Source organism: Paracoccus limosus, assembly GCF_009711185.1.
Lineage (GTDB): Bacteria > Pseudomonadota > Alphaproteobacteria > Rhodobacterales > Rhodobacteraceae > Paracoccus > Paracoccus limosus.
In genome coordinates, this window is the sequence record NZ_WMIF01000011.1 from 51,765 (window position 1) to 64,938 (window position 13,174).

Here is a 13,174-nt window from a genome sequence, read left to right on the forward strand (position 1 = left end):
TCTCCCATCATCTTTGCCGGCGGGCCAGAAAGGCCAGCCTCTCGAACAGCGCCACATCCTGTTCGTTCTTCAGCAGCGCGCCATGCAGTTTCGGCAGCATCTCACCCGCCGGGCGCTGCAGATCCTCGGGCGCCAGATCCTCGGCAAGGATCAGCTTCAGCCAGTCCAGCAGCTCGCTGGTCGAGGGCTTTTTCTTCAGCCCCTGCACCTCGCGCAGCTCCAGAAACTGGCTCAGCGCCTCGTCCAGCAGGCGCGGCTTCAGCCCCGGAAAATGCACATCGACGATGCGCTTCAGCGTCTCGGCATCGGGAAAGCGGATGTAATGGAAAAAGCAGCGGCGCAGGAACGCGTCCGGCAATTCCTTTTCATTGTTCGAGGTGATGATCACCACCGGCCGCTGCCGGGCGCGAATCGTCTCGCCGGTTTCGTAGACATGGAATTCCATCCGGTCCAGTTCCTGCAACAGATCGTTCGGGAACTCGATATCGGCCTTGTCGATCTCATCGATCAGCAGCACGACCTTTTGCGGCGCCTCAAAGGCCTGCCACAGCTTGCCCTTGCGGATGTAATTGCCGATGTCATGGACGCGCGCCTCGCCCAGCTGGCTGTCGCGCAACCGCGAGACGGCATCGTATTCATAAAGCCCCTGCTGCGCGCGGGTGGTTGATTTCACGTTCCATTCCAGAATCGGCAGGCCCAGCCGCGCCGCCACCTGCCGCGCCAGTTCGGTCTTGCCGGTGCCGGGTTCACCCTTGACCAGCAAGGGCCGCTCCAGCGTGATCGCGGCATTGACGGCCATGGCCAGATCGGGCGGCGCCACATAGGTGTCTGTCGAGGAAAACTGCATCGCTTCGTCCTTCTGCCCGATCCGGGGCAGCCTAGAACCGGCGGCGATGCTGCGCAAGCGAAGCGCCCGGACTGCGGGAAAGGCATAGTGACATTCCTCCGCCCATCCTTTATGGGACCGGCAAGGATCGGGCATCCATTCGCCCGGTTTCCGGAGGAACGATGAAAGCCCAGACCTTTCTGCCCGAAGATTATCGCCCCGCCGAAGACGAACCCTTCATGAATGAGCGGCAGCTTGAATATTTCCGCCGCAAACTGATTGCATGGAAACAAGAGCTGCTGGACCAATCGGCGGAAACGCTGGAAGGCTTGCAGGACAGTGCCCGCAATGTCCCCGACCTTGCCGACCGCGCATCCGAGGAAACCGACCGCTCGCTGGAATTGCGCACCCGCGACCGCCAGCGCAAACTGGTCAGCAAGATCGACGCGGCGCTGCGCCGCATCGAGACCGGCGAATACGGCTATTGCGAGATGACGGGCGAGCCGATCAGCCTGAAACGGCTGGACGCGCGCCCGATCGCGACGATGACGCTGGAAGCGCAGGAAAAGCACGAGCGGCGCGAACGCGTCCATCGCGACGACTGATGGTCAAGGCGGCTTTGGCCCCCTTGACCCTTTCTGGCCAGGCTCATGCCCGATCTGGATATCTGCATCATTGGTGCCGGCATTGCCGGCCTGACCGCCGCCACCGCTCTGGCCCGGCGCGGCGCAAGCGTCACGGTGCTGGAACAGGCCCCGGAACTGCGCGAGGTCGGCGCCGGGCTGCAGATCTCGCCCAATGCAATCCGCGTCATTGACGCGCTGGGGCTCTGGCCGCGCTTCCAGCAGATTTCGCTGGCCTCGGAACAGGTCGAGCTTTGTGATTCCTCTGCCCGCCCGGTCGCGCGGCTCGATCTTGCCCGCCACCGGCCACAGGACCGTTTCCGCCTTGTCCACCGCGCCCGTCTGGTCGAGATGCTGGCCGAGGCCGCCACCTCTGCCGGCGCCCACATCCGGCTGGGCCAGCAGGTCACCACGCCGCCGCAGGCCGATCTGGTCATCGGTGCCGATGGGGTGAAAAGCCGGCTGCGCCCGCTGCTCAACGGATCCGAGACGCCGTTCTTCACCGGCCAGACCGCATGGCGCTGCCTGATCCCGGCCGAAGCCGGCGCCGCACCCGCCGCGCAGGTGTTCATGGGGCCGGGCCGCCATCTCGTCAGCTATCCGCTGGCCGGCGGGCTGCGCAATATCGTCGCCGTAGTCGAACGTCAGGACTGGCGCGAAGAAGGCTGGTCCCATCCCGGCGATCCCGCTGATCTGCGCGCCGCCTTCGGCCATTTCGGCGGGCCGGTGCCGGGCTGGCTGGCCCGGATCGATCAGGTCAATCTCTGGGGTCTCTTCCGTCATCCGGTCGCCGCGCATTGGCAGCGTCCCCCGGCCGAGGAACCGGCCATTGCACTCATCGGCGATGCCGCGCATCCCACCCTGCCCTTCCTCGCGCAAGGCGCAGTCATGGCGATTGAGGATGCCTGGATCCTCGCCGCCTGCCTCGATGCCGCACCGCTGCCGCAGGCACTCGCCCGCTATGAAAACCTGCGCAAACCGCGCTGCGAGCGCATCGTCGAGGCCGCCAATGCCAATGCCCGCAACTATCATCTCAAGGGCCCGACCCGCGCCGTCGCCCATGCCGGTTTGCGCGCCGTGAACCGGCTCGCCCCCACCCGGCTGATCGAGCGCTTCGCCTGGCTCTACGACTACGACCCGACCGCGATCTGATCGCGCCCGGCGCAGTCTTTCACCATTTTCCAAATACCCATGCCAAGGCCGCCACCCGCGCGGCGGCCCCGCATGTCAGTCCAGATGCCTCAGGCCGCCTTCTCGACCGCAGCCACGATGCCGTCCACGACCTCGCGCAGCACCGCCTCATCCTCGGCCTCGGCCATGACGCGGATCAGCGGCTCGGTGCCCGATTTGCGGATCAGCACCCGGCCCGAGCCATCCAGCCGCGCCTCGGCCCGCGCAATCTCGGCCTTGACCGCCTCGACCGACAGCGGATCGGCGCCCTGCGCATAGCGCACATTTTTCAGCATCTGCGGCACCGGCTCGAACTGCGCCACCAGATCCGAGGCCTTGCGCCCGCTGTCCGACATCGCGGCCAGAAATTGCAGCCCGGCGATCAGCCCGTCGCCGGTCGTGGCGTAATCGGTCATCACGATATGGCCCGATTGCTCGCCACCCAGATTGAAGCCCGCGCCGCGCATCCGCTCGACCACATAGCGGTCGCCAACCGCGGTGCGCTCCAGCCGCAGGCCGCGGCCCTGCAGGAACCGCTCCAGCCCAAGGTTGGACATCACCGTCGCAACCAGCGCGCCGCCGCGCAGCCGGCCCTGCTCGGCCCAACGCCCGGCCAGCAGCGCCATGATCTGGTCGCCATCCGCCACCTGACCCTTTTCATCGATGATCATCACCCGGTCGGCATCGCCATCCAGACTGATGCCGATATCGGCGCCATGCTCCAGCACTGCCCGCGCGCAGGCCGCGGTATGGGTCGAACCGACGCCATCGTTGATGTTGTGCCCGTTCGGCGTCACCCCCAGCGCGATCACCTCGGCGCCCAGTTCCCACAGCACGTCCGGCGCGGCGCGATAGGCCGCACCATTGGCGCAGTCGATCACCACCTTCAGCCCGTCCAGACGCTGGCCCTGGGGGAAGGTGGTCTTGGCATATTCGACATAACGGCCGCGGCCGTCATCGATGCGCTTGGCGCGGCCGATGTTCTGCGGCTGCGCCGGCTCGATCTCGCCGGCGACGATGCTTTCGATCTCGGCCTCGGCCTCGTCGGACAGCTTGAACCCGTCGGGGCCAAAGAACTTGATGCCATTGTCCGCCGCCGGATTGTGGCTGGCCGAGATCATGATGCCCACATCCGCCCGCATCGAACGGGTCAGAAAGCCCACCGCCGGCGTCGGCACCGGCCCCAGCAGCAGGACGTTCATGCCCGTCGAGGTCAACCCGGCGGTCAGCGCGTTTTCCAGCATATAGCCCGACAGGCGGGTGTCCTTGCCGATGACGACCCGGTGACGATCCTCGCCCTTGCGGCGGAAATAGCGCCCGGCGGCCGCGCCCAGACGCAGCGCCATCTCGGCGGTCATCGGATAGGAGTTGGCGCGGCCCCGCACGCCATCGGTCCCGAAAAGCTTTCTGCTCATATGTCCCCTCCGGTCACGGCCTGCCATAGGGCAAGGCCCTGCCTTGTTTCTTCCGCGTCATGCACGCGGTGGATCTGTATGCCCTGCGCGACCCCGGCGAGGGTGACCGCCAGCGTCCCGGCCGCCCGGTCCGCCGCAACCTCGGCCCCGCCGATGCTGCCGATGAAGCGCTTGCGCGACACCCCCAGCAGAACGGCACAGCCCAGCCCGTGATACAGCGAGATCCGCCGCAGGATCGCCAGATTATGCGCCTGCGTCTTGCCAAAACCAATGCCCGGATCAATCACGATGCGCGCCCGCGCGATGCCCGCCGCCTCGGTCCGCGCAATCCGCAGCGCCAGCGCGTCATAGACATCCAAGAGGACATCGTCGTAGCTCGGATCGTCCTGCATGGTTTCCGGAATGCCCTGGGCATGCATCAGGCACAGCGGCAGGCCGCTTTCCGCCACCACCCCGGCCAGTGCCGGGTCGAAATCAAGGCCCGAAACATCGTTGACCATGCCCGCGCCCGCAGCGATCGCCGCCCGCGCCACCTCGGCCTTGCGCGTGTCGACCGAGATCCCGGCCAGCCCGCGCAGTTCGGCGATCACCGGGGTGACGCGGGCGATCTCGTCGCCCACCGGCACCTCCTGCGCGCCGGGGCGGGTCGATTCCCCGCCCACGTCCAGAATCTGCGCACCCGCCGCCACCAGCCTGCGGCCCTGCACGGTGCCATCATAGCGGCCGCCATCCGAAAAGCTGTCGGGCGTGGCATTGACGATGCCCATGATCCGGGGCCGGTCCAAGGACAGGCCCAGCACATCGGCGCGCGGCGTGGTCAAGGCCTGCAACACCGCCTCGGGGGCGCTGTCGACGATGCGGGGGGCGGCGCCGCGCTGCAACAGCTCGAATTGCGAAAACCGGACCCAGCCGCCGGCCAGCAGCCAGTGCCCGGTTTCGGACGGGATGGGGCGAAAATATTCCATGCGCTTCCTTACGCCCCGCCGCGCAATCAGGCAAATGCCGGGATCAGAGCCGCGAGCCGGGGATGCGGAAACCTGCCGGCACGGGCGGCAGCGCCGCACCCTCGGGCAGGGCCCAGTCCAGGCGCTCGGCCGCCAGCCGCTCGGCCAGCCAGAAGGCCAGCGCATGCGGCTCGGGCGGCAGGCCCGCCACGTCGCGCACCATGCGCGCCGGCGCCCAGACCACGGCGCGGCCCTCGGTCGCGGCCCAGTCAAGCTCGGTCCGGCTGTCGGCCACGGTCAGGCCCAGATGCCCGGCCAAGGCCCATGCCGCCTGATCCAGCGCCAGCAACTGCACCTCGCGCGGGTTGCCGCCCTGCGGCAGCGGCAGGGCCGGATCTTCGGGGATCAGCACCAGCGCCCCCTCGGGCAGCGCAACCTCGGCGCCATGGAACAGCACCCGCACCGGGGCGGCGGTCTCATCGGCCTCGACCCGCGCCTGTCGGCGCACCAGCGTCACCCCCAGCGCGCCGGGGATGCGGTCCAGCTTTTGCACCGTCACCGACACCTGCGCCGCGCGCGGATGCGCCAGCACCTGTGCCGCGATCTTTTCGGCCAGCGTCTCAAGCAGGTCATAACGCCGGTCGGCCAGCCCCGCCGCCACCGCGCCGGTCAGAATGTCATAGCTGAGGATGCGGTCGACCTCGTCATCCACGCCCATGACATGCTGGGCAAGCTCGACGTCGATGTCGAAACGCAGACGCTGACGGGCGCCGCGCTCGGTCTGGAAGGCGCCGATCTCGGCCGAGACGATGTAATCGCGCAGGTGGATGCGGTCGGGTTGGTCCATGGCCTGATCTGTCACGAAATATGGCCCCACCGCAAGGGATGGGGCCATGCAAAGCCTTGCATAAATGCGTCAGCCGCGCCGCAACGGGGCCGGGGATCAGTTCGACGCCAGCCGGCGGTCGGTGCGGTAAAAGATGTGGCTGCCGATACGGGCCGTGCGCTCGAAGCGCTTGGACCACGACGGGCGGACGCCGCCAGTGTGGAAATAGGTGGCGCCATTGGTCAGGTTGCGCGGCGCGCCCATCAGCGCCGCCTTGGCGATCTGCTGGGCGCGGGCAAAGGCGCCGCGCTCGCGGATGCGGGTTTTCTTGTAGGTGAACTGGCCGCTTTGATTGACCACGCCGCAGACGCTTTTGGGGAAACGCGGGTGATCGACGCGGTTCAGGATGACCTCGGCCACCGCGCGCTGGCCCTGCGAGCCCTCGCCGCGGGCCTCGAAATACAGCGCCTCGGACAGGCATTGCAGGTCTTTCTGGCTGACCGGCTGGGCCTGGGGCAGCACCATCGCGGCACGGCTGCCGGTCTGGTAGGTGATCTGGGATTGGGTTTCGGCAGCGGCGGGGGTGGCCACGGCCGCAGAAAGCGCAAGGGCAACACACAGGGAAACGCGCGCCATCCACGACAGAGGTGTCGACATGTTGATCCTGGTCTAGGGGCCGGAAGACTGTCCCGGACGATTTCGCCATGGGCCGCTTCGGACCCTTATCTGGCGCTAAAAGGGCCCAGACCGGGGCCGACGATCTACCCCACTTGGGCGTGATCTGGCAAAATCGCCTGATTTTCCTTGATTTAGGCAGGAACCCGCCGAGCCGAGAATCCTTAACGGGCCAGATCCTGCCAAAACCCGCCGACGCTACGACTGCGCCGGAGGGGTCATTTGCGCCGATTCACGCTGCATCAGAATCGATTCCTGCGCCGCAGCAAGCCGTGCGACCGGCACCCGGAACGGCGAGCAGGACACATAATTCACCCCGGCGCGCAAGCAGAAGGCGATCGATTCCGGGTTGCCGCCATGTTCGCCGCAGACCGAAATGGTGATCCCCGGCTTGTGGCTGCGGGCGCGCTCGGTGCCGATGGCGACCAGTTCGCCCACGCCGTCGCGGTCGAGGATGTGGAACGGGTCCTCGGCATAGACGCCTTGACTGACATAGGTGCCCATGAAGCGGCCGGCATCGTCGCGCGACAGGCCATAGGTCATCTGCGTCAGGTCGTTGGTGCCGAAGGACAGGAAGGCCGCATGTTCGGCGATCTCGCCGGCACGCAGCGCCGCGCGCGGCGTTTCCACCATGACGCCCAGCCGATAGGTAAAGTCCTTGCGGCTTTCGTTGCGAACGGCGGCGGCGACCGCATCGATGCGGTTCTTGACCAGCTCGACCTCGCGCCGGGCACTGACCAGCGGGATCATGATCTCGGGCACCACCGGATCGCCGTTTTCGCTGGCCAGCACCGTCGCCTCGAAGATGGCGCGGGCCTGCATGTCGTAGATTTCCGGCACGGTGATGCCCAGCCGTACGCCGCGCATCCCCAGCATCGGGTTGAATTCGGACAGCGCCTCGACCCGGCGGGTCACGTCCGACAAGGGCAGGTCCAGCGATTCCGCCAGCTCGCGCATGCCTTCGCGGTCATGCGGCAGGAATTCGTGCAGCGGCGGGTCGAACAGGCGAATGGTCACCGGCAGCCCGGCCATGATCTCGAAGAGCTTGGCGAAATCGCTGCGCTGCATCGGCAGCAGGCGTTCCAGCGACAGCCGCCGGTCCTCGGGCTTGTCGGCAAAGATCATCTCGCGCATGGCCGGCAGGCGTTCCTCGTCAAAGAACATATGCTCGGTCCGGCACAGGCCGATGCCCTGCGCCTTGAACATGCGGGCGGTGCGGGCGTCCTCGGGCGTGTCGGCATTGGCGCGGATGCGGATGCGACAATGCTGGTCCGCCCAGTCGAGAAGCTGGCTAAAACTGTTGTCCAGCGCGGGTTCCAGCATCTCGGCGGCGCCGGCCAGAACCTCGCCCGAGGTGCCGTCGATGGTCAGTTCGTCGCCCGCGTGAAAGACCCGGCCGCCCACGGTCAGGGTGCGGGCGCGGGCGTCGATGCTGATACCCGAGGCGCCGACGATGCAGGGCAGGCCGATGCCGCGCGCGATCACCGCCGCATGGCTGGTCATGCCGCCGCGTTCGGTCAGCACGGCGACCGCGGCGTGCATGCCGCGGATGTCCTCAGGCACGGTTTCACGCCGGACCAGCACGCTGCGTTCGCCGCGCGCCTCGGCCTCTTGCGCGGCGGTGGCGGTAAAGACGATGCGGCCGGTGGCGGCGCCGGGGCTGGCATTGATGCCGCGCGCAATGATGTCGCGGGGCGCGCGCGGATCGACCTGATGATGCAGCAGATCCGACAGCGCGCGCGGTTCGACCCGCATCACCGCCTCTTCGGGCGGGATGATGCCGTCACGGGCAAGCGCGGTGGCGATGCGCACACTGGCGCGCGAACTGCGGCTGACCCGCGTGGCGTCGATGATCGAGAGCCGGCTGTCCGAGACCACGAATTCGATCTGCATTTCCTCGCGCAGGCGTTCGCGCGCGGCGACGCCAAAGCGGACCAGATCGGCAAAGACCTCGGGCGCCGCCTCCTCGAACGAAGGACCGCGCGGATCGCGGGTCAGATACAGCGTCTCGGCGCCCTCGCCCTTGGACCGGCCCTGCGTCTGGCCGCGGAACCGGCCGGTCAGGCGCGGGATGCCGGTGATGCTGTCGATGAACTGGATGCTGCCCGAGCCGGTAACGCCCGGCCCGATGGCCAGCGCCATGTCCTGCACGACCAGACCCAGCGGCGCCTGCGCCGGGGCGCCCTTGGCCTGCCGCAAGAGCCGCGCCGTCGGCCCGTCCCAGGCCCGCGCCATCGAGCGCAGCACCTCGGCCAGCTGGCGGGCCGGATCCTGCGGAAATTCCTCGTCGGTCTCATGCTCATAGGCGCGCAGGCTGGCTTCGAGCCCGCCCTCGCTGTCGGGGAACATGTCGGGGTCGAGGCGGGCGACATGGATGGCATAGGATTGCACGAAGCCCATGTAGAGCGCATCCGCCGCCGCCCTGCCATGGCTGGCGACCAGCCGGGCGTGGCGGTCGTGGTTGATACCCACGTTCAGCACCGTGCCCGGACCACCCCAGGCCGGATTGGCCGCCGAGGGCCGCACGCTGACCAGCCCGTCGGCGCGCTCGATCATGCTGGCGAGGCGGCTGCGGTCGGGCATCTGCCCGGCGGCGATGGCGCGCACCGCATCCGCCGAGATGGCAAAGCTGGTCGGGACCGGTAGATCCATCCGCACCAGACGCTGCAGGCATTTGGCCCGCCAGCCGTGCTGCGCGGTATGAACCGCCGCCGCAGGGGTGATTTCAAGGATGGCGTCGGATTGGGTGAGGAATGTCATGGTGGCAACAGATTAGGCATGTGCCGCGCCATGCTGCAAGCGCGAAGAAAAGCCGGAACCTGTCGCGGGGCCCGGGGGGCTTTGCCCCCCACGCCTGCCTGCCTCCTTAACGGAGGCCGGCAGGCGTTCCCCCAGGATATTTGCGCACGAAAGAAGCGCGTCAGCCCTCGATCTTGCCGAAATCGGCGATCTGGCGGCCGGCCTCGCGGATGCGCGACAGCAGGTTCAGGCGGTTGCGCCGCACGATCTGGTTGTCGGTGTTGATCTGCACCGCCTCGAAGAAAGCGTCGATGGGCGCGCGCAGCGTGGCGATGCCTTGGGTCGCGGCCTGAAAATCCTCAAGGCGGAGAGCTTCGCGGATCGCGGGCTCGGCCTTGTCGAGGGCGGCAAAGAGGGCGCGTTCCTGATCAGTCTCGGCGAATTTGACATCGGCGCCAAAGCTGTATTCGACGCCATCCTTGGCCTCGGCCTGGGTCAGGATGTTCGAGGCACGCTTGAGGCCTTGCAGCAGGTTGGTGCCGTCGTCGGTCTTGAGCACGTCATTGAGCGCGGTGGCGCGGTTGACCAGCAGCACGAGGTCGTCATTGCCGGGCATACTGAGAACGGCGTCGATGATGTCGTGGCGGATGCCTTGGTCTTTCAGGAAGACCTTCAGGCGATCGTGGAAGAAGGTGAGGAGGTCGGCAGGGATAGCTTCGAGCCGCTCGCTCACCTCACCACGATGACGGATTGCCTCATCGGCAGTAGTTTGGCGTTTGGAAAGCTCAGCCTCTGCATCGGCGCGCGATGCGAAACCAGACAAAAGCGTCGGCTGCCAATTCGGATCGTTCAAGTTTCTCCGCAGTTCACCGGCGCATGCAATCTCATCTTCACCAAGACTCTGCGCAGCCGGCAGATACTCGCGGTCAATAACTCTCTTAGCGAGTTCTTCAAACCCAACCCGCACGCCATTCCCCAGCACCAGCCGGATCACCCCCAGCGCGGCGCGGCGCAGCGCGAAGGGGTCTTTGGAACCCGTCGGCTTTTCGTCGATGGCCCAGAAGCCGGTCAGCGTGTCCAGCTTGTCGGACAGCGCCACCGCGACCGAGACAGGCGCCGAAGGCACGGCGTCCGACGGGCCCAGCGGCGAATAGTGGTCGCGGGCGGCGTCAGCGATGGCAGTGGGGTGACCAGCCTCCAGCGCGTAATAGCGGCCCATGGTGCCTTGCAGCTCGGGGAATTCGCCGACCATGGCCGAGCGCAGGTCGAGTTTCGCGATCTTCGCGGCTTCCTCGGCCTGATCGGGGTCGGCGCCAACCAAGGGCGCGATTTCGCGCGCCAGCGCGGCGATGCGGGCGACGCGGTCCGCCTGCGAACCCAGTTGGCTTTGGAAGGTCACGGATCTCAGGCCCTCGGCCCAGTCAGTCATGCCCGCACGCGCCTCGCGCAGGTCATTGTCCCAGAAGAAGGCGGCGTCGGACAGACGCGCGGCCAGCACACGCAGGTTGCCTTTCAGGATCGTCTCGCCGTGATCCGAAGTCTCGATATTGGCGACGGTGATGAAGCCCTCGATCCGGCCGGTCTTGGGGGTGCGGGCCGAGAAGAACTTCTGGTGTTCCTTCATTGAGGTTTGCAGCACCTCGGGCGGCAGCGACAGGAAGCGGTCCTCGATCGCGCCCATCAGCGGCACCGGCCATTCGACCAGACCGGCGACCTCGGAGAGCAGGCTGTCGTCAGACATGATCTCCCAGCCGCGGGCAAAGGCGAGGTTCGCGGCCTCTTGCCGGATCGCGGCCTCGCGCTCGGCGCTGTCCAGCATCACCTTGGCGCGGCGCAGTTTCGCGGCGTAATCGTCGAAGCCCGACACGGTGAAGGCGTCGGGCGCCATGAAGCGGTGACCGCGCGTGGTGTTGCCCGAGATGATGCCCTCGACACTCAGCGGCACGACAGTCGCGCCCGCCTCATCGCTGAGCAGGCAAATGATGGAATGCAAGGGACGCACCCAGCGCAGCGAGCCCGCGCCCCAGCGCATGGATTTCGGCCATGGGAAGTTGCGGATCACCGCCTCCAGCACCTCGGCGACGATGTCGGCGGCAGGGCGGCCGGGTTTCTGGATCACGGTGAACCAGACCTGGCCCTTTTTGTCGTCGCGCGCCTGAAGCTGGTCTTTGGTCAGCCCGGTCGAGCGCAGGAAGCCCTCCAGCGCGGCCTCGGGGGCATCGGTGCGCGGACCCTTGCGTTCCTCGCGCGTGGTCGGGCTGTGGGCGGTCAGCCCCTCGACGGTCAGCACCAGCCGGCGCGGCGTCGAAAAGGCGCCGGCGCTGGCATAGGTCAGACCCGCCTGAACCAGCCCGTCCGTGACCAGCTTTTTCAGGTCCTCGCGCGCGCGGCCCTGCATCCGCGCCGGGATCTCTTCCGAAAAGAGTTCGATCAGAAGGTCGGGCATCAGTCCATCACTCCGCGTTCGGGGGTCTTGTCGTTGAATTGGTGCCAGCCATAGGCGCGGCCATCGGGATAGACGGCGATCACCCGGTCCACATCGGGGCGGATCTCGGGTTGGCCAAGATAGGCATGGGCGGCACCCGAGGCCAGATCGGCAGCGATCCGGCCGGCGTCGAAACAGGAAAACCAGCCGGGCGCGATCAGCGGCGTCGGCTGGGCAAAGGGTTCGGCATCGGCGGGCAGCGGCTTGGTCAGATGAAAGCAGGCACGCCAGCGGATGGGCGAGCTGTCAGCGTCGATCGCCTCGACGCCATTGGTCGCCAAAGCCACCGGCTTGCCATCGGCGATCACGGTCAGCGCTGCGGCCGAGGGATCGATCCGGTCGTAAAACCCGTATTCCTGCGCATACCACACGCCCACGCCCGCCGCGACGGCGGCAGCGATCAGGATCAGCGCGGGAATGCGGCCGTTCACTTATGCACCGGCGGGAAAGGCAGGCAGCGGCTCGCCCGTCGCCGCCGAGGTCGTCACGAAAAGATCGGCGCAGCGCTTGGCCAGCGCCCGGACGCGGCCGATATAGGCCTGACGTTCGGTGACCGAGATCACACCACGCGCGTCCAGCAGGTTGAACAGATGGCTGGCCTTGATCGCCTGATCATAGGCCGGATGCGCCATCGGGATGCTGCGGCCCGCGCTGTCGGTTTCGGACGCGTTCAGAATGCGGTCGCATTCGGCCTCGGCATCCTTGAAGTGCTGCAGCAGCGTCGCGGTATCGGCCTGATCGAAGTTCCAGCGCGAATATTCCCGCTCGGGCTGGCGGAAGATGTCGCCATAGGTCAGCGGGATCGGGCTGTCCGGGTGGTTGAAGGGCATGTCCATGACATGTTCCACCCCCAGCACATACATCGCCAGACGCTCCAACCCATAGGTCAGCTCGCCCGAGACGGGGCGACAGTCATGCCCGCCGACCTGCTGGAAATAGGTGAACTGGCTGACCTCCATGCCGTCGCACCAGACCTCCCAGCCCAGACCCCAGGCGCCCAGCGTCGGGCTTTCCCAGTCGTCCTCGACAAAGCGGACATCATGGATCATCGGATCAAGGCCAATCGCCTTCAGGCTGCCCAGATACAACTCCTGGAGGTTTTCGGGGCTGGGTTTGATGATGACCTGATACTGATAATAATGCTGCAGCCGGTTCGGGTTCTCGCCATAGCGGCCATCGGTCGGCCGGCGTGAAGGCTGGACATAGGCCGCAGCCCAGGGGCGCGCACCCAGCGAACGCAGGGTGGTCGCGGGGTGGAAGGTGCCGGCGCCGACCTCCATGTCATAGGGCTGCAGCACCGCGCAGCCCTGAGCCGCCCAATAGGACTGCAAGCGCAGGATCACGTCCTGAAAACAGACGGGTTTCGCCGTCTGATTGTCCTTGGGGCTGGTCATCACGTATTCCTTCGGCATAACTGGCAGGAAATGTCTGCCGCCTTCTAGGCAGAGGGCGGCGCAGGGTCAATGAGACG

Annotated in this window: 11 protein-coding genes; 2 read left to right on the forward strand and 9 right to left on the reverse strand. The window is 66.9% G+C overall.

Going from position 1 to position 13,174, the window contains the following annotated elements; all coding sequences use genetic code 11:
• Positions 1–7 precede the first annotated feature (7 nt).
• Positions 8–847 (reverse strand): AAA family ATPase, encoded by an 840-nt coding sequence (locus tag GL279_RS09655; protein WP_155064420.1) that lies wholly within the window; start codon positions 845–847, stop codon positions 8–10.
• A gap of 161 nt (positions 848–1,008) precedes the next feature.
• Here GL279_RS09655 and dksA point away from each other — a divergent pair, with 161 nt between their 5' ends.
• Complete coding sequence (gene dksA, locus GL279_RS09660; RefSeq protein ID WP_017998592.1) at positions 1,009–1,431, forward strand: RNA polymerase-binding protein DksA; 423 nt, start codon at positions 1,009–1,011, stop codon at positions 1,429–1,431.
• A gap of 45 nt (positions 1,432–1,476) precedes the next feature.
• Positions 1,477–2,601, forward strand: a complete 1,125-nt coding sequence (locus tag GL279_RS09665) for an FAD-dependent oxidoreductase (RefSeq protein WP_155064421.1) — start codon at positions 1,477–1,479, stop codon at positions 2,599–2,601.
• 89 nt (positions 2,602–2,690) lie between these two features.
• Here GL279_RS09665 and glmM read toward each other — a convergent pair whose 3' ends face one another.
• The 8 genes from glmM to GL279_RS09705 form a co-directional block, all read right to left on the reverse strand.
• Positions 2,691–4,034 carry a phosphoglucosamine mutase gene (gene glmM, locus GL279_RS09670; RefSeq protein ID WP_155064422.1) on the reverse strand — a complete coding sequence of 448 codons (1,344 nt, stop codon included), beginning with the start codon at positions 4,032–4,034 and terminating at the stop codon, positions 2,691–2,693.
• Entirely contained in the window at positions 4,031–4,999 is a 969-nt protein-coding gene (folP, locus tag GL279_RS09675; RefSeq protein ID WP_155064423.1) for a dihydropteroate synthase, read from the reverse strand. The genes glmM and folP overlap by 4 nt, the downstream gene beginning before the upstream one ends.
• A 43-nt stretch (positions 5,000–5,042) precedes the next feature.
• Positions 5,043–5,825, reverse strand: a complete 783-nt coding sequence (locus GL279_RS09680; protein WP_155064424.1) for a dihydroneopterin aldolase — start codon at positions 5,823–5,825, stop codon at positions 5,043–5,045.
• 96 nt (positions 5,826–5,921) lie between these two features.
• Positions 5,922–6,461, reverse strand: coding sequence for a cell wall hydrolase (locus GL279_RS09685; RefSeq protein WP_155064425.1), 540 nt, complete (start codon positions 6,459–6,461; stop codon positions 5,922–5,924).
• A 216-nt stretch (positions 6,462–6,677) separates the two neighbouring features.
• Positions 6,678–9,239 carry a putative PEP-binding protein gene (locus GL279_RS09690; protein WP_155064426.1) on the reverse strand — a complete coding sequence of 854 codons (2,562 nt, stop codon included), beginning with the start codon at positions 9,237–9,239 and terminating at the stop codon, positions 6,678–6,680.
• Between the two features lie 160 nt (positions 9,240–9,399).
• Positions 9,400–11,664: a glycine--tRNA ligase subunit beta gene (gene glyS / locus GL279_RS09695; RefSeq protein ID WP_155064427.1), complete on the reverse strand. Its 2,265-nt coding sequence runs from the start codon at positions 11,662–11,664 to the stop codon at positions 9,400–9,402.
• Positions 11,664–12,134, reverse strand: coding sequence for a DUF6446 family protein (locus tag GL279_RS09700; RefSeq protein ID WP_343039765.1), 471 nt, complete (start codon positions 12,132–12,134; stop codon positions 11,664–11,666). Before GL279_RS09700 ends, glyS begins: the two co-directional genes overlap by 1 nt.
• Positions 12,135–13,097 (reverse strand): glycine--tRNA ligase subunit alpha, encoded by a 963-nt coding sequence (locus GL279_RS09705; protein WP_155064428.1) that lies wholly within the window; start codon positions 13,095–13,097, stop codon positions 12,135–12,137.
• Positions 13,098–13,174: the final 77 nt, after the last annotated feature.